The sequence below is a fragment of the Streptomyces thermocarboxydovorans genome (assembly GCF_039524635.1).
Classification (GTDB): domain Bacteria; phylum Actinomycetota; class Actinomycetes; order Streptomycetales; family Streptomycetaceae; genus Streptomyces; species Streptomyces thermocarboxydovorans.
Window position 1 is genome coordinate 1 of record NZ_BAAAGU010000033.1, and the last position, 25,138, is coordinate 25,138.

Genomic DNA, 25,138 nt, shown 5'->3' on the forward strand with positions numbered 1-25,138 from the left:
CGGGATGGGCCGAGGACCGTACCGGCTTCCAGGGCGAGCTCTCCGGCCTGCACGTCGCTGCCGCGGAGGCGGATGTGCTGCCCGGCCTCGGCGGCGCGGTGGACCCGGACCTCGCCGCCGGCGCCCTCGGGAGCGGAGGAGTGGGCGCGCATGGTGGTGGCGGGCCCTCGGCCCGTACCGCCGTCGGTCCACTCGACCGGAACGACGGCCTCGGCGCCGGGCGGCAGCGGGGCGCCCGTCATGATGCGGGCGGCCTCACCGGGGCCGACGGTCGGCAGCTCACCGCTGCCCGCGGCGAGGTCTCCGATGACGGTGAGGACGGCCGGGTACTCCTCGGAGGCGCCCTGCACATCGGCGGTACGCACCGCGTAGCCGTCCATGGAGCTGTTGTCGAACGGCGGCAGCGCGACCGGGACCGTGACATCCTCGGCGAGGACACAGCCCTGGGCGTCGAGGAGGCGCAGCTCGCGGGGCTCCAGCGGTCGGATGTGCGCGAGTATGTCGTCGAGGTGCTCGGACACGGACCAGATCCGGCCCGCGGCGGCAGCCTCCCGGGTCAGGGCGTCGCCGACCGGGGCCGCCGCGCCGTGGTACGGGAGGCGGGATCCGGCCGACGCAGCGGTCTGTTCGGTACTGCTCAAGGTGCTACATCTCCTCCGTGACGTAACTGCGGAGCAGGTCCGGAAGTCCGGGCCCAGATCTTCACGTTCGGGCGTCTGACAATGGCACGCAGGTAGTCGCCACACTCCCCCGCGCGCCCGCACGGGCCCCCTTCCCACCGCGCTGCCCCGCCCCCCGGCTGACCTGCTGCGCTGCACCCTGCGTTGGCACGCGCCCGGCTCGATCTCGGGCCGGGGACGGCTTCCAGGGAGCCCCCTGAGTGCGTACTGCTCGTCACGGTCACGCCCGCGCCGATGCCAGTCAAAGGGGTGAGGACGAACTCGCGGCCGGGGCGCGGACGAGGGGACATGACATTCTCCGCCGTGACCAGGCTCTGCAGTTGGCTCCAGGCCCATCTTCGCCTGGGGCCTCACCCACTCGGGCTTGCGCTCGATGGGGTCTGACTGTTCCGGCCCCCAGGCGCAATCACTTGCGTCCGGAGGGGGACCCACCGTCATGGACACGAGGGGCTCCTCGAAAGTCGAGCGCGGGCACGGACCCGCGCGGCTGATTGAGCCTCCCCCTCGGTCATTGGCCTGAGAGCTTCACCACGCGCAGCTGTGCGCGGCTTGCACCGTGGGCGAGACGCGTGAGCGCCTGCTTTCCAGAGTCCGCCTCCGCCGCGCAGTAACGAAGCCTGAGAGTTCCGGGGAGGATTTGCTCCTTCGGCGCCACACCTTTGGGGAGTGTGGACTCTCCCGCGCGGAATCGTCAGCGGTGTATTCAGTTGTTCGGTTCTTGCCGAGGCCTCTTGTCGAGTGCTTGCTGATAGAGCTGTCCGGCGCGATAGGAGGACCGGACCAGGGGTCCGGACATCACTCCGGCGAAGCCGATCTCCTCGGCCTCTTCCTTGAGCTCGATGAACTCCTCGGGCCTGACCCACCGGTGCACCGGGTGGTGCCGCACCGAGGGCCGCAGGTACTGGGTGATGGTGACCAGGTCGCACCCGGCAGCGTGCAGGTCCTTCAGCGCGGCCGAGATCTCCGCCCGGGTCTCCCCCATGCCCAAGATCAGGTTCGACTTGGTGACCAGCCCGAACTCCCGCGCCGCGGTAAGCACACCGAGCGACCGGTCGTAGCGGAACGCGGGCCGGATCCGTTTGAAGATCCGCGGCACCGTCTCCACGTTGTGCGCCAATACTTCCGGGCGCGATTCGAACACCTGGGCCAGCAACTCGGGGACACCGTTGAAGTCCGGGACCAGGTTCTCCACACGGGTGTCCGGGTTCAGGGCGTGGATCTGCCGGACCGTCTCGGCGTACAGCCAGGCACCACGGTCGGGCAGGTCGTCGCGGACCACCCCGGTGATGGTGGCGTACCGCAGTCCCATCTTCGCCACCGACTCCGCCACCCGGCGCGGCTCCTCCCGGTCCAGAGGCCGGGGCTTGCCGGTGTCGATCTGGCAGAAGTCGCAGCGCCGGGTGCACTGGTCGCCGCCGATGAGGAAGGTGGCTTCACGGTCCTCCCAACACTCGAAGATGTTCGGACAGCCCGCCTCCTGGCACACCGTGTGCAGCCCTTCGGCCTTCATCTGCGAGCCCAACGCGTTGTATTCCGGCCCCATCCGCGCCCGGGTCTTGATCCACTCGGGCTTGCGCTCGATCGGGGTCTGGCTGTTCCGCACCTCCAGCCGCAGCAACCTGCGGCCGTCAGGCGAGGCGGAAGGTGTGAGGGCGCCGCTCATCTCACAGCTCCGGGTACAACGGGTGTGCGTCGGCGAGCGCGGCCACACGGGCCCGCAATTTGGCGGCGAGACTCGGGGCGTACGCCGGATTGAGGGCCTCCGCGATGATGTCGGCGACCTCCGCGAATTCGGCCTCCCCGAAGCCGCGGCTGGCCAGCGCCGGCGTACCGATCCGCAGTCCCGAGGTCACCATCGGCGGGCGGGGGTCGAACGGCACAGCGTTGCGGTTCACCGTGATGCCGATGTCGTGCAGGCGGTCCTCCGCCCGCTGCCCGTCGAGCTCCGACTCACGCAGGTCGACCAGCACCAGGTGGACGTCCGTACCACCCGACAGCACGGACACCCCCGCGTCCGTGACATCGGGAGCACTCAGCCGTTCCGCGAGGAGTCGAGCGCCCGCGAGGGTGCGCTCCTGGCGCTCACGGAACTCCGGCTCGGACGCCATCTTGAACGCGACCGCCTTGGCCGCGATCACGTGCTCCAGCGGTCCGCCCTGCTGGCCGGGGAAGACCGCACTATTGACCTTCTTCGCCACGTCCTCACGGTTGGTCAGCACCACCCCGCCGCGCGGGCCGCCGAGTGTCTTGTGCGTGGTCGTGGTCACCACGTCGGCGTGCGGCACCGGGTTCGGGTGCAGGCCCGCGGCCACCAGGCCGGCGAAGTGCGCCATGTCCACCATCAGGTACGCGCCGACCTGGTCCGCGACCCGCCGGAAGGCGGCGAAGTCCAGCTGCCGGGGGTACGCCGACCAGCCCGCGATGATCAGCTGCGGCCGGTGCTCATCGGCAAGTCGCTGCACCTCCGCCATGTCGACGCGGTTGTCCTCCGCGGAGACGTGGTAGGCGACGACGTTGTAGAGCTTGCCGGAGAAGTTGATGCGCATGCCGTGGGTGAGGTGCCCGCCGTGCGCGAGGTCCAGGCCCAGGATGCTGTCCCCCGGTTGGAGGAGCGCCGTCATCGCGGCCGCGTTCGCCTGGGCTCCCGAGTGCGGCTGCACATTGGCGAAGGCCGCACCGAACAATGCCTTCACCCGTTCGATGGCGAGCTGCTCGAGGACATCGATGTGCTCACACCCGCCGTAGTAGCGACGGCCCGGGTAGCCCTCGGCGTACTTGTTCGTCAGGACGGAGCCCTGCGCCTCCATCACCGAGACCGGTGCGAAGTTCTCGCTCGCGATCATCTCCAGCGTGCTCTGCTGACGCTCCAGCTCAGCACGTACGGCGGTGTACACGGTGGGGTCGAAGTCGGCGAGCCGACGGTCCAGCACAGACATCTCAGGCTCCTGCCGTGAGAGCCGCGTAGGCGGTGGCGTCCAGCAGATCCGGCGTACCGGTGATCCGCATCCGGAACAGCCAGCCCGCTCCGAACGGGTCCGTGTTGACCAGGCCGGGGTCGGCCACCGCAGCTTCGTTGATATCGACGACCTCGCCGTCCGCAGGAGCGAACAGGTCGCTCACGGACTTGGTCGATTCGATCTCTCCGCACGCGTCGCCAGCCTTGATCGTCGCGCCGACGGCAGGCAGGTCCAGGTAGACGACGTCGCCGAGCGCGTCTGCTGCGTGGGCGGTGACACCGACGGTCGACAGCTCTCCCTCGCTGGCAATCCACTCGTGGTCGCTGGTGTACATCAGGTCGGTGGGCAGGCTCATGATCTGTTCTCCTCGGGAGGTGGTCAGGCTCGGCGGCGGTAGAAAGGCAGCGGAACGACCTCGGCGTACTCCTGACTGCCCCGGATGTCGACGAGCACCTTGGTGCCGGGTTCGCTCCGGTCGGTCGGCAGGTATGCCATCGCCACGGGGTGGCCGAGGGTGGGCGACAGAGCGCCCGAGGTGACCTCGCCGATGCGCTCGCCGGTGTCCGGGTCGAGTACGGCGTAGCCGGTGCGCGGAGCTCGTCGACCGGTCGAGGCCAGCCCGACCAGCACGCGGGTGGGCCCCTCGTCACGACGGGCAGCCAGGGCCGCCTCGCCGACGAACCCGCCGGGCTTCCCGAACACCACGACTCGGCCCAGTCCCGCGTCGAACGGCGTGGTGCCGACGGTGAGCTCCTGGCCGTACAACGGCATACCGGCCTCGAGGCGCAGCGTGTCACGGCAGGCCAGGCCGCACGGGACCAGCCCGTGCCGCGCGCCCACCGCGCTGACGGACCGCCAGACGGCCATCGCATCCTCGGGACGGCAGTAGATCTCGAAGCCGTCCTCGCCGGTGTAGCCGGTGCGCGCGAGCAGCACCTCGCGGTCCGCCAACCGCGCCGGGTCGATCGCGTAGTACTTCAGCAACGGCACCTCGACGTCGACCAGTTCGCTGACGATCGCCGGTGACGTCGGGCCCTGGACCGCGATCAGCGCCCACTCGCCTGAGGTGTCCCGGATCGTGGTGACGTAGCCGTCGATCCGATCACGCAGCTGGGAGAGCACGACCAGCGTGTTGCCGGCGTTGGCCACGACGAGGTACCTCTCCTCGGCCAGGCGGTAGACGACGAGGTCGTCGAGCACTCCGCCGGTCTCGTGGACCAGCATGGAGTAGCGCGCGCGGCCGACGGCGATCTTCGACGGCCGTCCGACCAGGGCGTGGTCGAGAGCCCGGCCCGCCTCGGGACCGGACAGCTCGATCTCTCCCATGTGGGTGAGGTCGAAGATTCCGGCGGTGGTCCGTACGGCGTGGTGCTCGACCAGCTCGGAGGTGTAGCGGAGTGGCATGGACCAGCCGGCGAAGTCGGTGAACGACGCACCGAGCTCCATGTGGATGTCGTGCAGGGGTGTCTTCTTCGACATGATGGTTCCTCTTCGGACCATGGCGGGCCGGGTCACGACGCGAACGACTCGGGAGGCGGGCAGGAACAGACCAGGTTCCGGTCACCGTGCGCCTGGTCGATCCGGCCGACAGGCGGCCAGTACTTGTCGGACGTGACGCCCGCCGGGAACACGGCCCGTTCACGCGAGTAGGCCCGGGTCCACTCGCCGGCGATCGCGGCTGCGGTGTGCGGCGCCCGTCGCAGCGGGCTCTCCTCGACGGCCCAGACGCGCTTGTCCACCAAGTCGATCTCCGCGCGGATCGCGATCATCGCCTCGCAGAAGCGGTCCAACTCCTGCAGGCTCTCGCTCTCCGTCGGCTCGACCATCAGCGTGCCGGCGACCGGGAAGCTCATCGTCGGGGCGTGGAAGCCGTAGTCGATGAGCCGTTTGGCGATGTCGTCGACCGTCACACCCGTGGCGGCGGTGATCGGGCGTACGTCGAGGATGCACTCGTGGGCGACGAGGCCGGCCTCCCCGGCGTACAGGACGGGGAAGTGCGGCGCGAGCCGGCGGGCGACGTAGTTGGCACTCAACACGGCCGTCCGGGTCGCCTCGGTCAGCCCCTCCGCACCCATCATCCGGATGTAGGCCCACGGGATCGGCAGGATGCCGGCACTGCCGAACGGCGCTGCGCTGACCGCCCCGATCCCGTCGCGACGCCCGGTATCGGGGTGTAGCGGGTGGGTGGGCAGGTACGGCGCGAGGTGCTCGGCCACCGCGACCGGGCCGACGCCCGGCCCACCGCCGCCGTGCGGGATGCAGAACGTCTTGTGCAGGTTGAGGTGTGACACGTCGCCACCGAACTCACCGGGCTTGGCGATCCCGAGCAGCGCGTTGAGGTTGGCGCCGTCGACGTACACCTGCCCGCCGTCCTCGTGCACCAACTCGCACAGCTGGGTGATGCTCTCCTCGTAGACGCCGTGCGTCGAGGGGTACGTCACCATGATCGCGGCCAGGTCGTCGGAGTGCTTCGCGCACTTGGCCTCGAGGTCGTCGAAGTCGACCGTGCCGTCGGGCCGCGACGCCACCACGACGACGCGCATCCCGGCCATCACGGCCGAGGCGGCGTTGGTGCCATGCGCGCTGGCCGGGATCAGGCACACGTCGCGTCCGGGCTGGCCGTTGCTCCGGTGGTAGGCGCGAATCGCCAGCAGGCCTGCGAGCTCGCCCTGCGATCCGGCGTTCGGATGGATGGAGACTTTGGCGTAACCGGTGACCTCGGCCAGCCACGTCTCGAGCTGCTCGACCAGGGCCAGGTACCCAGCCGCGTCCGTGAGGGGCGCGAACGGGTGCAGGTCCGCGAACCCGGGCCAGCTGACCGGCTCCATCTCCGTGGTTGCGTTGAGCTTCATCGTGCAGGACCCGAGCGGGATCATGCCGCGGTCCAGCGCGAAGTCACGGTCGGAGAGCTTGCGCAGGTAACGCAGCATCGCGGTCTCCGACCGGTGCTGGTGGAAGACCGGGTGGGTGAGGAAGGGGGAGGTACGGCGCAGTCCCGGCGGAAGCGCCGCCGGAGCGCCGGCCGCCAGCCCGTCCAGGTCGTCGCCGGCCCAGCCGAAGGCGTCGAGCACGAGGCGGACGTGGTTTTCCGTCGTGCCCTCGGAGCAGGAGATGCCGACGTGGTCGCCGTCCACCAGCCGCAGCCGCAGGCCCTTGTCGTGCGCGGCCGCGACGACCTCCTCGGCACGGCCAGGGACCCGCACCAGCAGGGTGTCGAAGAACTCACGGTGCACCACCGTGATCCCACTCGCCCGCAGACCCGCGGCGATGAGCGTGGCGTGCCGGTGCGTCCGTCGGGCGATCTCGGTCAGACCGTCGGGGCCGTGGTAGACGGCGTACATCGACGCGGCCACGGCGAGCAGAACCTGCGCCGTGCAGATGTTGGAGGTCGCCTTGTCGCGCCGGATGTGCTGCTCGCGGGTCTGCAGGGCGAGGCGGTACGCCGGTCGGCCGGCGTCATCCACGGACATGCCCACGAGCCGGCCGGGCAGATGGCGTTCGAGCCCTGCGCGGACCGCGATGTAGCCGGCGTGCGGCCCGCCGTAGAACAGGGGGACACCGAAGCGCTGGGACGAGCCCACGACGATGTCGGCGCCGTACTCACCCGGTGGCACCAGCAGGGTGAGCGCCAGCAGGTCGGCGGTCACGGTGACCAGCGCCCCGCGAGCCCGCGCCGCAGCAGTCACCTCGCGCAGGTCGCGGACCGCGCCCGAGCAGCCGGGGTAGGACAGCACCACCCCGAAGAAGTCGCCCTCCGGCAGCGGCTTGGCGACGTCGATCTCGCCGACCTCGATGCCGACCGCCGCTGCACGCGTGCGCAGGACGTCGAGGGTCTGCGGCAGAGTGTCACGGTCGACCAGGACGCGGGGGTGGCTCTTGCCTGCGACGCGGCGCATGACCGTGACGGCCTCGGCGACCGCCGTACCCTCGTCGAGCAACGACGCGTTGGCAGTCGGCAGCCCGGTGAGGTCGCCGACCATGGTCTGGAAGTTGATCAGCGCCTCGAGCCGGCCCTGGCTGATCTCTGGCTGGTACGGCGTGTAGGCGGTGTACCACGACGGGTCCTCCAGCACGTTGCGCCGGATCACCGCGGGCGTGGTGGTCGCGTGGTAGCCAAGGCCGATCATCGGGACAGCCACGGTGTTCCTGCTCGCGAGCTCCTGCAGCTCGGCGCGCGCCTCGGACTCAGTGGCGGCGGGCAGGTTCAGGTCGGAGGTGCTCCGGATGCCGCTCGGAACGGCGGCGTCGATGAGGCCGGCCAGAGTCGGATAGCCGACTTCGGCCAGCATCTTGGCGCGGTCGGCGTCGCTGACGCCGATGTGACGGGTGGCGAACGCGCCGGACGCGGAGGATGCGGGTGAGGTCATGGCGGGAGGCTCCCTGTTGAAGGCACCGCGGACGCGGCACCGTGGACGGGTGACCTCCCCGCTCTGTCATCGGTACCTGAGAGCTTCACCACCGGGTCCGGCGGTTTGCACCGTGGGCGCAGGACGTGGCGTCCTGACTTTCCAGAGGAGCCTCGCCGAAGCGGTAGTTGGGCCTGAGAGATTCCGGGGAGGGGTTGCTCCTTCGGCGCCTCGCCAAGGGTGGGCGAGGACTCTCCCGCTTCGGTTCGAACAGCGCGATGTCGAGTTGTCGAGCCTGGCCAAGTGGTCAGGTGGTGCTGCCGTCAAGGCGGGGCAGCACCCTGACGGCACCTGGTGACTGCTGGGTCACGCCCGCAATCAGGCGTGGTCCTCGGACGCGAGCACAAGGATGGCGACGTGGTTCTTCGTCATGAGCGTGACCAGGTCGAACACCACGGTGGCTGCAGCGACACGGGTGATCTCGGCGTGGTCATAGATCGGAGCGGCTAGGTGTTCCGGGCTTCGAAAGACCATGCTCGAAGGCACCGAACGTCGACGGGGATACAACAAACCATGGGGGCTTCCTCGAGTGTCGAGCACAGGCAGAAGCCTGTGCGGCCGAGTGAGCCTCCCCCTCTGTCATGTGGCCTGAGAGCTTCGCCGCGGAGATCCGCGGCTTGCACCGTGGGCGAGGCGCGTGAACGCCTGCTTTCCAGAGTCCGCCTCCGCTGCGCGGTAACGAGGCCTGAGAGTTTCCGGGGAGGATTTGCTCCTTCGGCGCCACGCCGTTGCAAAACGTGGACTCTCCCGCGCAGAATCGTCAGCAGAGTATTCGGTTGTCCGGTCCTTCGGGCGACAACTTACGGGCACCGCAATGCGGCCGTCAAGTGCCCGCGGCTTCGGGCTCACCGGTGGTAGTGCCCGTAAGGGCGTAGCCCTTGAGCTGCCGACTGTAAACGCCGGCTTCAGGGAGTAGGCACTCTCTTACCCGGCAGCAATGGGCAGTGGTTCGCCCGTTCTTGGCCACCGACACATCGTCGATCACCCCGGACGTCGGCGTGATCAACGCAAGCATCCGTTCGGCGACCCGCCGCTGCACCGGCATGGGATCCCACGTGGACTGGTTCACGAACAGCTGCAGGTTCTGCTCGTTGCCGTCCGGCAGCCGCGAGGCCATCGCCCGGATGGACTTGCGGCGACCGTCCAGCATCAGTCCCCGCAGATAGCAGTCGCCCCTTGGCGAGTCATTGAGCTTTTCAGGGCGGGGTTGCGTCCTGGGAAGTGGTGTACGGGCTCCCACCTGATCCGGGCGTTTGGCCCGGCGTCGGAGTGAGTGTCCGGATATGAGAACGGCCACCGGCTGATCTTTCAAGACGACCAAGTCTTTGAAGGAGATCAGCACGATGACCGCACCCGACGGTCTGCCCCTGCACGCCCTCGCGGAAGACAACCTCGCCCCGGCGAGTCCGGACCTGCTGCGCGCGATGGTCAAGACATTCGCCGATGCGCTCATGTCGGCGGAGGCCGACGCTCTCTGCAACGCCGAATACGGGCAGGTCAGCGACGAGAGGGTCAACCACCGCAACGGCTATCGTCCCCGCGAGTGGGAAACCCGCGCCGGCACCGACGAGCTCGCCGTTCCCAAGCTGAGGCAGGGCAGTTACTTCCCGCACTGGCTCCTCGAGCGTCGCCGCCGGGCCGAGCAGGCCCTGATCTCAGTGGTCGCCACCGCCTACCTGCTCGGCGTCTCCACTCGCCGGGTCGAGAAGCTCGCCGAGTCCCTCGGGGTGACCCAGCTGTCGAAGTCCCAGGTCAGTGCGATGGCCAAGCACCTGGACGAGCAGGTGGCAGCCTTCCGCAACCGGCCCCTGGACGCCGGCCCGTACTCGTTCGTCTCGGTCGACGCGCTCACGCAGAAGGTCCGCGAGGGCGGCCGGATCATCAACGTCCACGCGCTGATCGCGGTCGGCGTCAACGCCGACGGCCATCGCGAGATCCTCGGCCTGGACGTCGCCACCGCCAAGGACGGCGCGGGCTGGCTGGCCTTCCTTCGTTCGCTGATCGCCCGCGGCCTGCCCGGCGTCCAGCTCGTCATCTCCGACGCCCATGCCGGCCTGGTCGACGCGATCGGGGCGATCCTGCCCGGCGCGTCGTGGCAGCGATGCCGCACCCACTACGCCCGCAATCTGCTCAGCCAGGTCCCGAAGTCGGCCCAGCCCTGGGTGACCACGCTGCTGCGGACCGTCTTCGAACAGCCCGACACCGACGCGGTCCACGCACAGATGCGGCGCGTCCTGGACGCCCTGGAGGCCAAGTTCCCCAAGGCCGCCGCCCACTTGGACGCAGCTCAGCACGACCTGCTGGCCTTCACGGCCTTCCCGCGGGAGATCTGGCGGCAGAGCTGGTCGAACAACCCGCAGAAACGGCTGAACAAGGAGATCCGCCGCCGCACCGACGTGGTCGGTATCTTCCCCGACCGCACCGCCGTCATCCGGCTCGTCGGCGCGGTCCTGGCCGAGCAGAACGACGAGTGGACCGAGGCCCGCCGCTACATGGGCCGCGAACTTCTTGCCCGCTGCCGAGAGATCACCGCGACCGTCCGGGACCTGGAAGAGGAGCGTTACGAGCGGACGAACCACGCCCATCTCTCCCGCCGTCGGCCGGAGTTCATGCCCACCCACCCCGAAGCAACCGATATAGATCGTCTGACATGCGTTCGGGGCCGTCCTTGGGTTCTGCTGCGCTTTCCGCGGTACCGCTCCTACGATCCGTCACCAGGCCGGTACGCCGGGAGAGCGTGGGAGGGCGTGGGGATGCGGGAGCTGGAGCGGATCACGGCTCGCCGGAGCGAACTGGACACGCTCGCTGAGGAGTTGGTCAAGCAGCTGCAGGAGGTCCAGGCCGAGCGGGAGGAGCTGGTGATCGCCGAGCGGGTCCTGAATCGGCTGGCCGTGCAGGACAGGGCCGCGGCCGGCGGCCGCCGCGACCGTCGCCCCAGCTCCCGCCCGGGTGGCGGGGCGGGCGGTACTGCTGATCCCGCACCGCAGCGAGACCCCCGACGAGGCCGCCCTGCCCGCTGACTACCGCAGGATCCTGGCGATCGTGCGGGCCGCCGACAGCCCGGTCCAGGTCAGGGCTGTCGGCGAGGAGCTGGGCCTTCAGGTGGCGGTGCGCGGCAAGCTGGAACCGCTGCGCGCGAAGATGACCAAACTCGCCGACCGCGGCTGGCTGCACAAGCGACCCGACGGGCGGTTCACCGCACGCCCGTAGCCGCACCGCAGGCGAGTATCGGCAGGGCGTAACCGGCGGGCCCCCGGCGGCAGTTGAGTTTGGTGTGAAGAAAAACAACGGTCTCGCCGAGGGCCCTGACGGCCTTGTCTACACCGCCCGCCTGCCGCTGTCGAGTGCCACCCTGAACTATCTCGCCGGCCTGATACGCGGCCATCTGTAGAAGATCGGCTCGCGGTGGCGTGCCCTGCCCACGGGGAAGATCGCCGCCATCGTGCTGGCGGTGCTGCGCTGTGACCAGCGGCCGGGCGACCTGGCCGGCGGCAACGGGATACACCGCACCACCGTGACACGGTGGGTCAGGGAAGTCGTCGGCCTGCTGGCCGCCCGCGCCCCGCGCCTGGAGAGGGCCCTGAAGAAGATCGCCCGGAAGGGTGGCGGGGTGGTCCTGCTGGACGGCACGCTGATCCGCACCCGGCGGCGCACTGGCACGGAAACTTCACGATGCACAGTGCTCAATGCAGACGTGCACTATCGCATGTGTAGACCCTGTATCGCTTGGCCAGCCGCATACGAGCGGCAAACCTCCGTAGGAGCCATCTGGGAGCCGGCCCGACTCCGCCTCCTGCCATGCGGGCAGGCCCCCGGAGACCGCCACCAAGAACGTCAGCTCTTGATCGCCCATACCGAAGGGGGCACGCGCGCATGTCCAAAAGGTGTCGAGCTTGAACTGTCGGAGCTGAGGGCGGTACGCGCCACCGGAAGCCACAGGACGGGCCCTTGCCTCGCTGGCCCTTCTCGCCCATTCGAGGTACGACAGAACGCCACATAACACCCGCAACGCGCTCCACGCGCCACACGCACGGGAGTCTCACCGCACGGGATCCGTTTCGCCTTCGCCGGACGCTGTTCCACCGAGGACCTCCAAGATCCCGAGGCCTCCAGAAACTGGCAGCTCACCCGTGCCCGAGCGCTGATCGAGCCCGCCGGAGGCCAGATCGTCGCCGAGTACTTCGACGTCGGCCACAGCCGCTCCCTGCCCTGGCAACGCCGCCCACGCGCCAACGAACTCCTCCAAGCGCTCCGGAACCCAAACCGCGGGTTCGACGCTGTCGTGATCGGGAGCCGCAGCGCACCTTCTACGGCAACCAGTTCGGCAACACCTTCCCCGTCTTCGTCCACTTCCGCATCCCGCTGTGGGTCCCGGAGGTCGGCGGCCTGATCGACCCCGACAACGAGGCCCACGACGTCGTCATGTCCGTCTTCGGCGGCATGAGCAAGGGCGAACGCAACCGCATCAAGATCCGGGTCCGGACCGCGATGAGCTCACAAGCCCAACTTCAGGGCCGCTACCTCGGCGGGCGACCGCCGTACGGCTACCGGATCGCCGACGCCGGTACCCACCCCAACCCCGCCAAAGCAGCAGCCGGACAGCGACTGCACAAACTCGAACCCGACCCCGCCACCGCACGCGTCGTGCTGCGCATCTTCACCATGTACGTCGACGGCATGAGCGACGAGGCCATCGCCCTCCGCCTCAACCACGACGGCATCCCCTGCCCCTCCGCCCACGACGCCGCCCGCAACCCCCACCGAACGAAGAAGGCATGGCAGGCCGGTGCGGTCAGGGCGATCCTCCACAATCCCCGCTACACCGGCCACGAGGTCTGGAACAAGCAGCGCAAGGAAGAACGCCTCCTCGACATCGACGACGTCACCCTCGGCCACCGCACCACCATGACCCACAACCCCAGCGACGAGTGGATCTGGTCCAACGAAACCCGCACACGAGCCGCTCATCACCAAGGAACTCATTCGAGGCCGCCCAGCGGGCCCGCAGGCAGCGCGCCCGCGTCTACCAGCGGCAGGAACGCCCCAACCGGCGAAGCAGCCGGCGGGCCTACGTCCTGCGAGGACGGGTGAGGTGCACTCTGTGCGGACGGAAGATGCAGCCCTCTGCGATCCGCGACCGCGTCTACTACCGATGCGAGTACAAGGAACAGGAAGCAGCCCTCTACCCCGGGCTCGATCATCCGCGCACCATCAACCTGCGCGAAGACATCGTCTGCCGGGCACTGGATGCCTGGATCGCCCGGGCCTTCGCCCTGGACCGGCTCACCGCCACCATCACCGCACTCAGCCAGGCCGGCATCGCGGCAAGGGCCGCACAGCCACAAACCCCCGAGCAGGCCCAAGCCCGCCAGGCGATCAAGGAATGCGAGCGGCGCCTCGCCCGCTACCAGGCCGCCCTCGACTCCGGAGCCGACCCAGCCGTCGTCACCCAGTGGATCAACGACGCGCAACATGACAGGGAAGCGGCACAGAAGAAGCTCGACGCCCTACCCACCGTCACCCGGAAGTAGGAACCACCCCTCACCGCAGATCAGATCCGGGAGATCACTGACAGACTCGGAGACATCGCACGACGTATCCAAGCCGCCGACGCCGAGAAGAAGGAGCCCCTCTACGAGGCCCTGGGCATCACGATCGCGTACGACAACACAACGAGGACCGCGACCGTTAGGTCGAGGCCCTCGATTCCGTATCGCCATAAGGAGTGTCCGAGGGGGGACTTGAACCCCCACGCCCGATAAAGGGCACTAGCACCTCAAGCTAGCGCGTCTGCCATTCCGCCACCCGGACGAGGTGTACGCCGCCAGGTCAGGGCTCTGCCCCGCGGCGACGTGGACAACCATACCAAGGTTTCGCAGTGCCTTTCACCTGCGTTTCCTTCGCTGCGGCGGTGGTCCGGGACCGGGCCGCCGGCTGCCTCTAGGGTCGCACCATGAGTGACTGGACGATTACCCAGGGTCCGCTGCCGAGGCGGCGGTGGCGGGCGCTGTCGCCGCTCCGGGAGCATCTGCGGGACTCGTTCTGGTTCGCGCCCATGGTGGCCATGGTGCTGGTGATCGTGGTGTGGCTGGGCGCCGAGGAGCTGGACGTGGCGATCGTCCGGTCGCTGCAGGAGGAGCAGGACTACGACACGCTCGCCGAGCTGTTGCGTTTCGCGGACGACGCGCGGTCCGTGGTGAACGCCGTGAGCTCGGCGATGATGACCTTCATCGGTGTGGTGTTCAGCATCTCGCTGGTGGCCGTGCAGATGGCGAGCGGGCAGTTCACGCCCCGGGTGGTACGGATCTTCGTCCGCAGCAAGATCACCAAGGCGACGTTCGCCGTGTTCCTGGCGACCTTCGTGCTGACCCTGCTCGTCCTGACCACGTACGACAGCGCCACCGACCCTCAGGTGGTCACCTCCGTGCCGCTGGTGCAGTCGGTGCTCACGCTGATCATGGTCGGGCTGAGCCTGCTGCTGTTCGTGATGTACGTGAACACGACGCTGCGGATGATGCGGGTGAGCCATGTGATCGCCCGGATCGCGGCGGAGTCGTTCCGGGTGGCCGCGCTCACGCCGGTGCCGAGCAGGAATGAGCAGCCGCCCGAGCTGGGGCCGGTGACGGCGTGGGTGGCGCACGAGGGGGGCGCGGGTGTGCTGCGGGATGTGCATGTGGCGCGGCTGGTGCGGGTGGCGCGGGCGCACGGGGTGGTGCTGCGGCTGATCCCGCGGATCGGGGACTTCGTGGTGCCGGGCACGCCCGTGCTGGCGGTGCACGGCGGCAAGGCTCCGCGGCGCGGGGCGCTGCGGCGTGCCCTGGGGGTTGGCGTCGAGCGGACGTTCCATCTGGATCTGGCGTTCGGGCTGCGGCAGTTGGCGGACATCGCGCTGCGGGCCCTGTCCGCCGCGATCAACGATCCGACGACGGCCGTGCAGGCACTGGACCGGATCGTGCAGCTGCTGGCCGCGCTGTCGCGGCGGCCGCTGGACACCGTGGTGCACCGCGACCGGGGCGGTGCGGTGCGGCTGGTGCAGCCGGTGCCGGGGTGGCACGAGCTGGTGGATCTGGGGCTGACGGAGGTGCGGGTGTGCGGGGCGGGGGTGCCGCAGGTGACCCGGCGGTTGATGGCCGGCCTGGAGGATCTGCTGCTGCTCGCCCCGGAGGAGCGGCGGGAGCCGTTGCTGCGCCACCGTGAGCTGCTGCGGCAGGCGGTGGAGCGGGCGGCTGGGACGGCGGACGAGCGGGACTTCGCGCTCCGGCCGGACCGGCAGGGCATCGGCTGAGCCGGGGACGCCGGCGACGGGGACTTCGGTGGATCGGCTGAGGGGCCTGCGTTGCCCTGCGGTCCGTTCCGGGCGGGCAGGCGGGTCCTTGGGCGCAGACGGGTTCTTGGGGGCAGACAGCTTCTTGGGCGCAGACGGGCGGCCCCGTCCGCCGGGAGCGGAGACCGGTGGACGGAGCCGCCTGCCGCGTTGAACGGTCGGCGCCGTGACGTCGGTCGGGCCGGTGGCCGTCGGGCGTCACGGCGGCGGTGGAGGGTCAGCAGCGGCGCTTGCGCAGGGCGGCCATGTTGTCGTAGCCGATCTTCGCGAAGCGCAGCGACTGGCCGGCGTCGGTGGAGCTGGGCGCGTTGTCCTGCTCCACCATCGGGTTGTGGTAGTTCCGTTCACCCACACGGCTGAAGAAGGTGCGGTAGTCGATGTCGCCGGTGCCGAACGGGGCCATGTCGTAGCCCATGCCGCTGGTCTCGTTGTGCGTGCCGTCCTTGGCGTGGAACAGCGGGTAGCGCTTGTTGTGGCGGGCGACGAGCCCGGCCGGGTCGAAGACCTTCTTCCGTCGGGTGCCGTCGTGGGCGGTGTAGGTGTGGAACTTGTACTGGGCCACGTGCGCCCAGAAGATGTCCATCTCCAGCCAGACGAGCTTGGGGTCGGTGACCTTCAGGAAGTACTCCAGCTTGCGGATGCCGGAGCTGCGGGTGGGTCGGCCCTGGTCGTCCAGCGGGCCGCCGTCCAGCAGGAAGCCGTAGGCGGCGTCGTGGTTGTGGGTGTACAGCTTGATGCCCTCGCGGCGGGCGATCTCGCCGAGGGTGTTCCACTTCTCGGCGGCGATGTCCCAGTCGGCCCGGTAGGAGCTGCCGGTGGGGTCGCCGCCGGTGCCCATGTGGGGCATGCCGAGGATGTTGGCGATCTCCAGGTGCTGTTTGAAGGTGTCCAGGTCGCTCTTGGTCAGCGGCCAGGACGGCGGGATGAACCCGTGGTTGCCCTGGGCGCGCAGGCCGCAGTCCTCGAGCCAGCCGCGCAGCAGCCGGGCGCCCTTGACGGTGCCCAGGTCGGCGCCGCCGGGGGCGTTGGGGTGCTGACCGTAGCCGGCGAACTCGACCTGGCGGTAGCCGTAGCGGGAGAGTTCCTTGAAGACCTCGCGGAAGCCGGAGGGCAGGTCGGTGGAGAGCGGGTCGCGGCCGGTGGCGTCCCGGACGGTGTAGAGGATGATGCCGCGCTTGTGGGCGGGGACCAGCACCTGGCCGCCCTGGCCGTGGCCCTTGCCGTGGCCGTGTCCTCGCGCGGCGTCCTGGGCGGCGAAGGCCGGGGAGGCGCCGAAGACGGGGGCGGCGACGGCCGCGCCGGCGGCGGCGGTGCAGGTGGACAGGAAGCGGCGGCGGCCGATGCCGAGCCGGCGTCTGAGGGCCTCGTCGGGGCCGGCGGCCGCGGCCGCGTCGGTGAGTGGGCTGTCGTCCTGCGACGGGTGGGAGAAGTGACTCACGGGTGCCTGCCTTCTTCGTCGTGGCCGCCGCCGGTGGCACCGGCGGCGGGCCGTTGTCAGTGCCGTGTGTTTCACTCTCAGTAGTCGGGTCTCGCCGGCGGTGCGTCGGCGAGTCCGGCGAGCCTGAGCAGCAGTGACTTGACATCGGTGGCCGCTACGCGGTCTCCGACAGCGCGGGGGGTGGAGCAGATGAGGAGCGGACCGTCGTCGTCGCTCGCAGGGAGGCGGCCGTGGCTGCCGCGAATAGGTGAGGGGTCCAGGGGCACGACCGCCATGCGGTAGCGCATGCCGAGCTTCTTGCGCGCCAGTGCGGTGGCCGCCTTGACCTTCACATAGGGGTCCTGGGGATCCATGAACAGCTCGACCGGGTCGTAGCCGGGTTTGCGGTGGATCTCGACGAGCTGCGCGAAGTCGGGCGCGCGGGCGTCGTCGAGCCAGTAGTAGTACGTGAACCAGGCGTCGGGTTCGGCGACGGCGACGAGTTCACCGGCGCGCGGGTGGTCGAGGTGGTGGGCCTTCTTGCCCTCGTCGTCGAGGAGCTGGTCGATGCCGGGCAGGCCCTCGAGGGCTTCCCTGGTGGCGTCCAGGTCCTCGGGCCGGCGCACATAGACGTGGGCGATCTGGTGGTCGGCGACGGCGAAGGCGCGGGAGGCCATCGGGTCGAGGTACTCCATGCCGTCCTGGGTGTGCACTTCCAGCAGGCCGGCGCGGCGCAGGGCGCGGTTGATGTCCACGGGCCGGCTGACGCGGGTGATGCCGTACTCGGACAGCGCGACGACGGTGCGTCCCTCGGCGCGGGCGTCGTCCAGGAGCGGGGCGAGGGCGGTGTCCAGGTCGGTGGCGGCCTGGAGGGAGCGCGGGTCGTCGGGGCCGTAGCGCTGCAGGTCGTAGTCGAGGTGCGGGAGGTAGCAGAGGGTGAGATCGGGGGTGCGGGTGCGGTTGATGTGCCGGGTGGCGTCGATGATCCACTGGCTGGACACCAGGTCGGCGCCGGGTCCCCAGAAGTGGAAGAGAGGGAAGGTGCCGAATTTCTCGGTGAGTTCGTCGTGCAGGGCCGGCGGGCGGGTGTAGCAGTCGGGTTCCTTGCGGCCGTCGGCGTAGTAGACCGGGCGGGGGGTGACGGTGATGTCGGTGTCGGCGCCCATGGCGTACCACCAGCAGATGTTGGCGACGGTGTAGCCGGGGTGGGCGCGGCGGGCGGCGTCCCAGAGCTTGTCGCCGGAGACGAGTCCGTTGTACTGCCGCCACAGCAGGACGTCGCCGAGTTCGCGGAAGTACCAGCCGTTGCCGACGATGCCGTGCTCGGAGGGCATCGTGCCGGTGAGGAAGGTGGACTGGGCGGCGCAGGTGACGGCGGGCAGGACGGTGCCGAGCGGGGCGCGGGAGCCCTTCTGGCCGAGTGCCTTGAGGTTCGGCATGTGGTCGAGCAGGCGGGGGGTGAGGCCCACGACGTCGAGGACGAGCAGCGGGGTGGGGCCGGTGGTGCGGCCGTCGGCGCCGGTGGTGTGCGCTCCGGTGGTCATGGCAGCTCCTTCAGGCCGAGGTCGGTCAGCAGGTCGCGGGCCAGGGTGAGCTCGGCGGCGATGCCGTCGGTGAGCTGGGTGCGGGAACGGGGCCGCAGCTCGGGCGGGAGGGCCTGCCAGGTGTAGGTCTCGACCTCCAGGTGGCGGGTGAGCGGGTGCGGGCCGCCGACGAGCCGGGTGAGCGTGTCCTTCAGGACGTCGAGTGTGGAGGTGAGGGGCGCGGCGGGGGCCGCGTGCAGCGGGACGTGGAAGTGGGCGCGCCAGGGTGCCGCGCCGGGGAGCGTCTCGCCGGTGAGGGCCTCGTCGAGGTCGTCGGTGCCGCGCAGTCCGGTGGCGGTGAGGGTGCGGGTCTGGTGCAGGAAGCGGGGTTCGGCGAAGGCGGCGAGGCTGTCTCGGACCTCGGGCTTGTGGGGGTGTTCGGCGTGCAGGGCGGCGGAGAGCTGGGACTTGACGACGGGGACGCGGGCCTCGGTGAGGGCGTCCAGGGCGGTGTGCGGGTCTTCGAAGGAGGTGGCGAGGTGACAGGTGTCGACGCAGATGCCGATGCGGTGGTGGCCGATGCCGGTGAGCGGGGCGATGGCGTCCCGGGTGGTCTCGACGACGCAGCCCGGCTCGGGCTCCAGCGCGATGCGGATGGAGCGGCCGGTGAGTTCCTGGAGGGCGTCGAGGCGTTCGGCGAGGGTGAGCAGCGCTGCGCGGGCCTTGTCGGCGCGGGCGTCGTCGTAGGCGGTACGCCAGGCCAGCGGCAGGGTGGAGATGCTGCCGTCGGTGACGTCGTCGGGCAGCAGGCCGGCGAGGACGCGGGCGAGGGAGGTGGTGTGCTCGAGCCGCTCGGGGTCGGCCCAGTCGGGTTTGTAGACGCGGTACTTGACCTCTTCGGCGCCGAAGCCCTCGTAGGGGAAGCCGTTGAGGGTGACGACCTCCAGGCCCCGCCGGTCGAGTTCGGTGCGCAGGCCGCGCAGTGCGGAGGGGTCGGCGACCAGGGCGTGGGCGGCGTCGCGGGCGAGCCACAGGCCGATGCCGAGGCGGTCGCGGCCGAGGCGGCGGCGGACCGGCTCGCAGTGGTCGCGGAGCTGGGCGAGGACGCCGTCGAGGGTCTCGGCCGGGTGGACGTTGGTGCAGTAGGCGAGGTGGACGGTGGTGCCGTCGGGGTGCCGGAAGCGCATGGGTCACTCCCCGCCGCGCAGGATGGAGTTGCCCTCGTGGGTGGCGCCGGTGCCGGTGACCTCGAGGTCGAGGCGGCCGCTGAGCCCGTAGAAGGCGACGGGGTTGCGCCACATCACCTGGTCGACGTCGTCCTCGGTGAAGCCCTCGGCGAGCATCAGGTCGGCGACCTTTCGGGTCTTCAGGGGGTCGCTCCTGCCCCAGTCGGCGGCGGAGTTGACCAGGACGCGTTCGGTTCCGTAGGTGCGCAGGATGGCGGCCATCCGCTTCTCGTCCATCTTGGTGTCGGGATAGACGGAGAAGCCGAGCCAGCAGCCGCTGTCCCTGGCCTCCTTGACGGTGGTCTCGTTGAGGTGGTCGACCAGCACCCGGTCCATGGGCAGGGCGGACTCGCGGACCACGTCGAGGGTGCGGCGCAGTCCGGCGAGCTTGTCGCGGTGCGGGGTGTGCACCAGGGCGGGCAGGCCGTGGTCGGCGGCGAGCTGCAGCTGGGCGGCAAGGGCGGTGTCCTCGGCGGGGGTCATGGAGTCGTAGCCGATCTCGCCGACGGCGACCACCTTGTCCTTGACGAGATACCGGGGCAGTTCGTCGAGGACGGGGGTGCAGCGGGGGTCGTTGGCCTCCTTGGGGTTGAGGGCGAGGGTGCAGTGGTGGGCGATGCCGTACTGGGCGGCACGGAAGGGTTCCCAGCCGAGGAGGGAGTCGAAGTAGTCGAGGAAGGAGGCCGGGGAGGTGCGGGGCTGGCCGAGCCAGAAGGAGGGTTCGACGACGGCGCGGACGCCGGCGGCGTACATGGCCTCGTAGTCGTCGGTGGTGCGCGAGGTCATGTGGATGTGGGGGTCGAAGATGCGCATCAGGACTCCTTGCCGTGGGGGGTGTCCGCCTCCCGGTCCGGGACGGCGGCGGACTCGGTCAGGGCCAGCACACGGTGCAGATCGTCCGGGACGGGGCGGCCCGCCGCGGTGCGCTCCGCGGCGTAGTCGCGGAGCATGCGGGCGAGTTCGGCGTCCCCGCTCGCGCGCCGCTCCAGGTCGGCCACGTGGTCCACCGGCACGCCGGTGAACAGGCACTTGAGCACCGCGTGCCGCCAGGCGTGGGCGTCCAGGTGCCGGGCGGCGTACGGGCCGAGGGCGGCGGCGAGGAGCCGGGTGTCGTTGGTGCGCAGGGCGTCCTCGACGAGCGGGAGGGCGTCGGGGCCGGTCACCAGATGCGGCAGGGCGTGCAGTACGGCGCGGCGTTCGTCGGCGGTGCCCTGGAAGTAGACCCGGGTCAGCGCGTCGGTGCCGGCGCGGGCGGCGTGCAGGATGAGGACGCGGACGGCGTCGGCGTTCGCCGGGCCGCAGCGCCGGCCGGCCTCCGCGAGGCGCAGCTCCCACACCGAGATGGGGCCATGTCTGCCGGGGTGGGCGGCGGCCTCCGCGAGCGCCTGCTCGAACCAGCTCCGGGCGGTTTCGCCGAGGCGGGTGGCGAGCTGGTCGCGCAGTTCGGCGGGCGGGGTATGGGCCGGGTGGGGCAGGGGTGCCTCGGTGCCCGGGGTGTTCCCCTCGCGGGCTGGGCCGCCGCCGGTGTCGCCCTTGCCGCCGGCCCGGTTGCCGTTCGCGCTGGTGTCGGCGGGGCTCGCGGGTGTGGTGCCGTCGGCCGCGGGAGTGTCCGGGGTGTCCGGGGTGTTCGGGGTCCCGTGGTCGCCGGTGGTGCCTGCCTCCGGGGTCGCGGGGGTGCCGTGCGGGTGGTTCATGAGGTGGTGCTCCCTTCGGGGGTGGCGGAGGGATCGCCGTGGGACGGGGCGGCCGGCGCGGTCGAGGCCGTGGCCTGGGCGGCGGCGCGCCGCAGGAACGGGAGGGAGTGAGCGGCGTGCTGGGGGCCCGCGTGGGAGTGGCGGGGCAGCTCCACGACCGTCAGTCCCCGGTAGCCGGTGTCGGCGAGGGCGGCGAGCACGGGCGGGAAGTCGATCTCGCCGTCGCCGAAGGGCAGATGCTCGTGGACACCGCGGCGCATGTCCTCGATCTGGACGTGCCGCAGCCAGGGTGCGGCCTCGCGGACGCAGTCCGCGGGCGGCAGGGGTTCGAGGCACTGGCAGTGCCCGATGTCCAGGGTCAGGCCGAGCGGCTCGGGGTCGCCGAGCAGACGGCGCAGATGGTGGAAGTCGGCGAGGGTGGCGAGGAGATGACCGGGTTCGGGTTCGACGGCGAGCGGGACGCCGGCCGTGCCGGCGGCGTCGAGCACGGGGGCGAGGGCGTCGGTGAGGCGTTTCCAGGCGGTGTCCTCGTCCGTGCCCTCGGGGAGCACCCCGCTGAAGCAGTGCACGGCGTGCGCGCCGAGGTCGGCGGCGACCTGGACGGCCCGGAGCAGCAGATCGGTGCGGCGGGCACGGTCGTCGGGATCCGGGTCGAGCAGCGAAGGCCCGTGCTTGCGGCGCGGGTCGAGGACGTACCGAGCGCCGGTCTCGACGGTGACGCCCAGCCCCAGCTCCTGGAGGCGGTGCGCGACGCGCCGGGTGCGGTCCGCCAAGTCCGGGGCCAGCGGGTCCAGGTGCATGTGGTCGAGGGTGAGGCCCACGCCGTCGTAGCCGAGGTCGGCGAGGAGGGCGAGGGCGTCGTCGAGCCGGAGGTCGGCGAGGCCGTTGGTGCCGTAGCCCCAGCGCCAAGGGGTGTGGTCGGTCTGTGGGCTCATGTCACGCTCACCTTCCGGGCGAAGCGCCGCGCGAGAGGGGCCAGTGCGGCGGTGGCCAGGGCGGAGCCGGGGGCGCCGGCGCGGGCGGCGAGGGCGGCCTGCAGCGGGATCATCGCCCGGATCCCTGCCCCGACCGCCCGCTGGGTCAGGGGCGGCGACGGGTTGAGGGCGGCATGGAACAACGGGCGGGCCGCGGTCGCCGCGTACACGATGGGTCCCGGCAGGCCGAGGGGGGCTGCTCCGCCTCGGCCTGCCGGGGGCTTGAGAAGCCGGGTGGTCAGAGTCGCGGTGGCCGCGAGAGCGGCGGCGGGGGCGAGCGGCGTACCGCCGGTCGTCTCGTTGCGGGAGACGAAGGTGACCGCGGTGGTGTGGGCGGCCATGGCGAGAGCCGCGGGGAGAGCGGCGCGGAGGCTCACGGGACGGGCGGGGCGGGTAGGACCTGCGGCCACTGCTCCCCCCGACGGCAGCCCTGAGGCCACGGTGCCGCCGAGCCGCGCCCGGCGTGCGGACCGGCTGCCCCCCGGCCGGGCGGTCCCTGCCGTCACGGCGGCGAGGGTGCCCGCCCCGGCCGACACCGCGGTGGCCGCCCTGCCCAGGCGCCCCGACTGCTCGGCCCCGGCGTCTGCCGCTCCGGGCAGCAGGCGGACGCCGGATGCGCCTCCCGACACGCGTCCGGCCACCGCCGCGAGTGCGCTGCGAGCCGAGCGCGAGAACCGTGCGCGACCGCCGGTCGTGGCAGGCGGAACGAGGGCGCCGCGTGCTGCAACCAGCCCACGACGGACCGCCGACACGAGTGCGCCCCGAGGCGAGCGTGGAGGTCGTACGCGGCCACTGCGGGAGACCGCTGCCTCAACGATGCGCGCGGCAACGGACGCCCGGTCCGCCGTGGCCGCCCTGCCCAGGCGCCCCGACTGCTCGGCCCCGGCGCGTGCCGCGGCCGGCACAACGCCGGCGCCGCGGGCGCCTCCCAGCGCACGCCCGACCGTCGCCGTGAGGGCGCCCGGAGCCGACCGCGATGGCAGCGTGCGTCCAGCCCTCGGCCCCGCTCCCCCAGCCGTGCGCGGGGCGATTGACGCCGGGCCTGCCGGAGCCGCCGGTGATGCCGTGATCGGGGCGCGCGACGCCCCAGCACCGGGCCGGTGCCCCGCCGCTTCCCCGCTCGCGGATGCCGCCCTGTGCCCACCAGCCGTTGCCGCTGCTCCCAGGAGTACGTCGAGGGCGCGGGCCGTGCCCATGGCTGCGGGGCCTGCGGGGGTGTGTTTGAGGTGCAGGTCGTAGGCCCAGACGGTCGTGGCCAGGGCTGCTGCCAGGGCGCCCGGGGTGCGGCCGGCGCGGTGGGCGAGGGCCACCCCGGCGGCGGTGAAGGCCGTTGCCGCGGTCAGGGCGGCGGCGGGGCGGATGCGGCCGGACGGGATGGGGCGGTGGGGGCGGTCCACCGCGTCCTCCGCGCGGTCCGCCCAGTCGTTGAGGGCCATGCCGGCCTCGTACAGGCACAGGGAGGAGCCGATGGCGAGCAGCGTGCCGCGCCCGGGGCGCACGCCGATGGCGGCGGCGCCCGCGAGGGCGTCCCCGGGGACGGAGAACAGGGCGGGCAGGCGCAGCAGTTCGGCCCAGGCGCGCAGCGCGGAGGTGCCGCCAGTGCTCATATGCCGCTCCGCAGCCGGGCCGCGAAGTCCAGCAGCGCGGCGTACTGCTCGCCGAGTGCCGAGGCGGCGCCCGCGTCCGGGTCCTTGAAGTAGAAGCCCAGCTCCGGACGGGGACCGGTCAGGCCGGCTTCCCGGGCGCGCAGCATCAGGCGGGCCAGGTCCAGGACGAGGGGTGCGGCGAGCGCGGAGTCGCACCCCTGCCAGGTGGTCTGCAGGACCATCCGGGCGCCGAGGAAGCCGTCGAAGGCGATGTGGTCCCAGGCGGTCTTCCAGTCGCCGAGCGCGGGCACGTCGTCGATGTGGACCTCGCCCTGCGGGGCGGCGCCGAGGGTGTCGGCGAGGACGCGTTCCTTGCCGGAGTTCTTCGCCGCCGCGGCGGCCGGGTCGGCGAGGGCCGCGCCGTCTCCGCCGCCCAGCAGGTTGGTGCCGGACCAGGCGCGTACCGCGAGGGCACGCTGGGCGAACATCGGGCCGAGCACGGAGCGCAGCAGGGTCTGGCCGGTCTTGCCGTCGCGGCCCGCGTAGGGCAGGCCGGAGGAGGCGGCGAGCTCGGCCAGTGCCGGGTGGTGCAGGCCGGTGGAGGGGGTGAAGTTGGCGTAGGGGCAGCCGGCGCGCAGCGCGGCGGCGGCGTAGAGGGAGCTGGGCGGGAGGGTGTCGTCGGTGGGGGCGGGTTCGGTGGAGGCGACGTTCACCACGACGGCTCCGGCGAGGCCGTTGCGGCGCACGAAGTCTCGGATGTCCTCGGCGAAGGTCTCCGTCCACTCCTCCTGGGTGCGGTCCCCGCTGGATGCGGCTCCGCCCGGCACGGTCCCGCCGGACACCGCACCGCCCGGTCCGGGTCCTCCGACCCGGATCTCCCGGTCGGCGGCGGCGAGTTCCGCGTGCACCGCCGTGGGCAGGCCGTGCGGCAGGACTCCCCCTGCGGCGAGGTGTTCGGCCCGCTTGGGCAGCGGGCAGTCGACGGTGTCGTGGCCGCCGAAGACGAGGGACGACAACGATGGCAGGCCGGACGAGGTGAAGGGCGGGGTCTCGGTGACCATGCCGGTCGGCGGGTGGAGCCCGGCGGTGACCGCGGCGCAGCCGGCGATCGCGGTGGTGGCGACGGAGCCGCGGGCGCCGATGAGCCAGACGCCGTAGCGCCGGCCGGTGCGGGGGGCGGTGGGGAGGGACGGTTCGGCGGACATGGGCAGCCTCCTTGTCGTACGCGAACCGGGTGCGAGCGCCGGAAGCGGGGTGCGGGGGCCGGGCGGAGGGCCCCGGTGCGACGACCGGTGCCCTTCGCCCGGCGGGACGTCGGGCGGAGGTCCGGCGTCCTCCGCCCGCCGCCCGT

Annotated in this window: 20 protein-coding genes, 1 tRNA gene, 3 pseudogenes and 5 riboswitches; of the genes and pseudogenes, 6 read left to right on the forward strand and 18 right to left on the reverse strand. The window is 71.3% G+C overall.

The features are described from left to right. The 8 genes and pseudogenes from ABD198_RS16700 to ABD198_RS16735 all read right to left on the reverse strand — a co-directional run. Positions 1–560 (reverse strand): MoeA family protein (locus ABD198_RS16700; RefSeq protein WP_486388892.1); only part of this gene is annotated, 560 nt, incomplete at its 3' end. 715 nt (positions 561–1,275) lie between these two features. Further along, positions 1,276–1,371: riboswitch (glycine riboswitch) on the reverse strand. 12 nt (positions 1,372–1,383) lie between these two features. Continuing rightward, on the reverse strand, positions 1,384–2,343 hold the full coding sequence (gene lipA, locus ABD198_RS16705; RefSeq protein ID WP_344001891.1) for a lipoyl synthase: 960 nt from the start codon (positions 2,341–2,343) through the stop codon (positions 1,384–1,386). 1 nt (position 2,344) lies between these two features. Then, positions 2,345–3,616, reverse strand: coding sequence for a serine hydroxymethyltransferase (gene glyA, locus ABD198_RS16710; RefSeq protein WP_344001893.1), 1,272 nt, complete (start codon positions 3,614–3,616; stop codon positions 2,345–2,347). A 1-nt stretch (position 3,617) separates the two neighbouring features. Then, entirely contained in the window at positions 3,618–3,992 is a 375-nt protein-coding gene (gene gcvH, locus ABD198_RS16715) for a glycine cleavage system protein GcvH (protein ID WP_344001894.1), read from the reverse strand. A gap of 23 nt (positions 3,993–4,015) precedes the next feature. After that, entirely contained in the window at positions 4,016–5,116 is a 1,101-nt protein-coding gene (gene gcvT, locus ABD198_RS16720) for a glycine cleavage system aminomethyltransferase GcvT (RefSeq protein ID WP_344001896.1), read from the reverse strand. 32 nt (positions 5,117–5,148) lie between these two features. Further along, entirely contained in the window at positions 5,149–8,004 is a 2,856-nt protein-coding gene (gcvP, locus tag ABD198_RS16725) for an aminomethyl-transferring glycine dehydrogenase (protein WP_344001898.1), read from the reverse strand. Positions 8,005–8,057: 53 nt separating this feature from the next. After that, a riboswitch (glycine riboswitch) is annotated at positions 8,058–8,155 on the reverse strand. Then, a riboswitch (glycine riboswitch) is annotated at positions 8,156–8,252 on the reverse strand. It lies immediately after the preceding riboswitch. A 109-nt stretch (positions 8,253–8,361) separates the two neighbouring features. After that, complete coding sequence (locus ABD198_RS16730; protein WP_208640876.1) at positions 8,362–8,517, reverse strand: hypothetical protein; 156 nt, start codon at positions 8,515–8,517, stop codon at positions 8,362–8,364. Positions 8,518–8,617: 100 nt separating this feature from the next. Then, positions 8,618–8,701, reverse strand: a riboswitch (glycine riboswitch). A gap of 5 nt (positions 8,702–8,706) precedes the next feature. Further along, positions 8,707–8,803: riboswitch (glycine riboswitch) on the reverse strand. A 189-nt stretch (positions 8,804–8,992) separates the two neighbouring features. Then, positions 8,993–9,220: pseudogene (locus ABD198_RS16735) on the reverse strand (transposase); the annotation flags it as partial. 166 nt (positions 9,221–9,386) lie between these two features. On the opposite strand from ABD198_RS16735, the pseudogene ABD198_RS16740 reads away from it, so the two are divergent. The 3 genes and pseudogenes from ABD198_RS16740 to ABD198_RS16750 form a co-directional block, all read left to right on the forward strand. After that, a pseudogene (locus tag ABD198_RS16740) lies at positions 9,387–10,571 on the forward strand (IS256 family transposase); the annotation flags it as partial. A gap of 514 nt (positions 10,572–11,085) precedes the next feature. After that, on the forward strand, positions 11,086–11,253 hold the full coding sequence (locus tag ABD198_RS30725) for a hypothetical protein (protein ID WP_425580490.1): 168 nt from the start codon (positions 11,086–11,088) through the stop codon (positions 11,251–11,253). A 64-nt stretch (positions 11,254–11,317) separates the two neighbouring features. Then, positions 11,318–11,716, forward strand: a pseudogene (locus tag ABD198_RS16750) (helix-turn-helix domain-containing protein); the annotation flags it as partial. Between the two features lie 366 nt (positions 11,717–12,082). On the opposite strand, the gene ABD198_RS16755 reads toward ABD198_RS16750, so the two are convergent. Further along, entirely contained in the window at positions 12,083–12,238 is a 156-nt protein-coding gene (locus tag ABD198_RS16755) for a hypothetical protein (RefSeq protein ID WP_344001902.1), read from the reverse strand. Between the two features lie 227 nt (positions 12,239–12,465). On the opposite strand from ABD198_RS16755, the gene ABD198_RS16760 reads away from it, so the two are divergent. Both ABD198_RS16760 and ABD198_RS16765 read left to right on the forward strand, forming a co-directional pair. Beyond that, positions 12,466–13,134, forward strand: coding sequence for a recombinase family protein (locus tag ABD198_RS16760; RefSeq protein WP_344001905.1), 669 nt, complete (start codon positions 12,466–12,468; stop codon positions 13,132–13,134). A 23-nt stretch (positions 13,135–13,157) separates the two neighbouring features. Continuing rightward, positions 13,158–13,574, forward strand: a complete 417-nt coding sequence (locus ABD198_RS16765; RefSeq protein ID WP_344001908.1) for a hypothetical protein — start codon at positions 13,158–13,160, stop codon at positions 13,572–13,574. 195 nt (positions 13,575–13,769) lie between these two features. Here ABD198_RS16765 and ABD198_RS16770 read toward each other — a convergent pair. Next, positions 13,770–13,854, reverse strand: a tRNA-Leu gene (locus tag ABD198_RS16770). A 142-nt stretch (positions 13,855–13,996) separates the two neighbouring features. On the opposite strand from ABD198_RS16770, the gene ABD198_RS16775 reads away from it, so the two are divergent. Continuing rightward, the gene (locus ABD198_RS16775; protein WP_344001911.1) at positions 13,997–15,328 is read left to right on the forward strand and encodes a DUF2254 domain-containing protein; all 1,332 of its coding nucleotides are present in this window, start codon (positions 13,997–13,999) and stop codon (positions 15,326–15,328) included. Positions 15,329–15,584: 256 nt separating this feature from the next. On the opposite strand, the gene ABD198_RS16780 is transcribed toward ABD198_RS16775, so the two are convergent. The 8 genes from ABD198_RS16780 to ABD198_RS16815 form a co-directional block, all read right to left on the reverse strand. Then, a complete protein-coding gene (locus ABD198_RS16780) occupies positions 15,585–16,709 on the reverse strand; it encodes a sugar phosphate isomerase/epimerase family protein (protein ID WP_425580491.1) in 1,125 nt (374 codons plus the stop codon). A gap of 173 nt (positions 16,710–16,882) precedes the next feature. Beyond that, a complete protein-coding gene (locus ABD198_RS16785; protein WP_344001917.1) occupies positions 16,883–18,328 on the reverse strand; it encodes an alkaline phosphatase family protein in 1,446 nt (481 codons plus the stop codon). Then, positions 18,325–19,494 carry a metabolite traffic protein EboE gene (gene eboE / locus ABD198_RS16790; protein WP_344001920.1) on the reverse strand — a complete coding sequence of 390 codons (1,170 nt, stop codon included), beginning with the start codon at positions 19,492–19,494 and terminating at the stop codon, positions 18,325–18,327. Before eboE ends, ABD198_RS16785 begins: the two co-directional genes overlap by 4 nt. 3 nt (positions 19,495–19,497) lie before the next feature. Further along, positions 19,498–20,346, reverse strand: a complete 849-nt coding sequence (locus ABD198_RS16795; protein ID WP_344001922.1) for a TatD family hydrolase — start codon at positions 20,344–20,346, stop codon at positions 19,498–19,500. Further along, a complete protein-coding gene (locus tag ABD198_RS16800; RefSeq protein ID WP_344001925.1) occupies positions 20,346–21,227 on the reverse strand; it encodes an EboA domain-containing protein in 882 nt (293 codons plus the stop codon). Before ABD198_RS16800 ends, ABD198_RS16795 begins: the two co-directional genes overlap by 1 nt. Continuing rightward, on the reverse strand, positions 21,224–22,162 hold the full coding sequence (locus ABD198_RS16805; protein ID WP_344001928.1) for a sugar phosphate isomerase/epimerase family protein: 939 nt from the start codon (positions 22,160–22,162) through the stop codon (positions 21,224–21,226). Before ABD198_RS16805 ends, ABD198_RS16800 begins: the two co-directional genes overlap by 4 nt. Next, positions 22,159–23,808 (reverse strand): UbiA family prenyltransferase, encoded by a 1,650-nt coding sequence (locus ABD198_RS16810; RefSeq protein ID WP_344001931.1) that lies wholly within the window; start codon positions 23,806–23,808, stop codon positions 22,159–22,161. The genes ABD198_RS16805 and ABD198_RS16810 overlap by 4 nt, the downstream gene beginning before the upstream one ends. After that, positions 23,805–24,992, reverse strand: a complete 1,188-nt coding sequence (locus tag ABD198_RS16815) for an inositol-3-phosphate synthase (protein WP_344001934.1) — start codon at positions 24,990–24,992, stop codon at positions 23,805–23,807. The genes ABD198_RS16810 and ABD198_RS16815 overlap by 4 nt, the downstream gene beginning before the upstream one ends. Positions 24,993–25,138: the final 146 nt, after the last annotated feature.

Bases quoted from the DNA above. Each gene is read 5' to 3' on its own strand.
- ABD198_RS16815 (WP_344001934.1), bottom strand. From the start codon at position 24,992: ATGTCCGCCGAACCGTCCCTCCCCACCGCCCCCCGCACCGGCCGGCGC.
- gcvH (WP_344001894.1), bottom strand. From the start codon at position 3,992: ATGAGCCTGCCCACCGACCTGATGTACACCAGCGACCACGAGTGGATT.
- glyA (WP_344001893.1), bottom strand. From the start codon at position 3,616: ATGTCTGTGCTGGACCGTCGGCTCGCCGACTTCGACCCCACCGTGTAC.
- ABD198_RS16775 (WP_344001911.1), top strand. From the start codon at position 13,997: ATGAGTGACTGGACGATTACCCAGGGTCCGCTGCCGAGGCGGCGGTGG.
- ABD198_RS16760 (WP_344001905.1), top strand. From the start codon at position 12,466: ATGTCCGTCTTCGGCGGCATGAGCAAGGGCGAACGCAACCGCATCAAG.
- ABD198_RS16800 (WP_344001925.1), bottom strand. From the start codon at position 21,227: ATGAACCACCCGCACGGCACCCCCGCGACCCCGGAGGCAGGCACCACC.
- gcvT (WP_344001896.1), bottom strand. From the start codon at position 5,116: ATGTCGAAGAAGACACCCCTGCACGACATCCACATGGAGCTCGGTGCG.
- ABD198_RS16810 (WP_344001931.1), bottom strand. From the start codon at position 23,808: ATGAGCACTGGCGGCACCTCCGCGCTGCGCGCCTGGGCCGAACTGCTG.
- ABD198_RS16730 (WP_208640876.1), bottom strand. From the start codon at position 8,517: ATGGTCTTTCGAAGCCCGGAACACCTAGCCGCTCCGATCTATGACCAC.
- eboE (WP_344001920.1), bottom strand. From the start codon at position 19,494: ATGCGCTTCCGGCACCCCGACGGCACCACCGTCCACCTCGCCTACTGC.
- ABD198_RS16765 (WP_344001908.1), top strand. From the start codon at position 13,158: ATGCAGCCCTCTGCGATCCGCGACCGCGTCTACTACCGATGCGAGTAC.
- gcvP (WP_344001898.1), bottom strand. From the start codon at position 8,004: ATGACCTCACCCGCATCCTCCGCGTCCGGCGCGTTCGCCACCCGTCAC.
- ABD198_RS16785 (WP_344001917.1), bottom strand. From the start codon at position 18,328: ATGACCACCGGAGCGCACACCACCGGCGCCGACGGCCGCACCACCGGC.
- lipA (WP_344001891.1), bottom strand. From the start codon at position 2,343: ATGAGCGGCGCCCTCACACCTTCCGCCTCGCCTGACGGCCGCAGGTTG.
- ABD198_RS16805 (WP_344001928.1), bottom strand. From the start codon at position 22,162: ATGAGCCCACAGACCGACCACACCCCTTGGCGCTGGGGCTACGGCACC.
- ABD198_RS16795 (WP_344001922.1), bottom strand. From the start codon at position 20,346: ATGCGCATCTTCGACCCCCACATCCACATGACCTCGCGCACCACCGAC.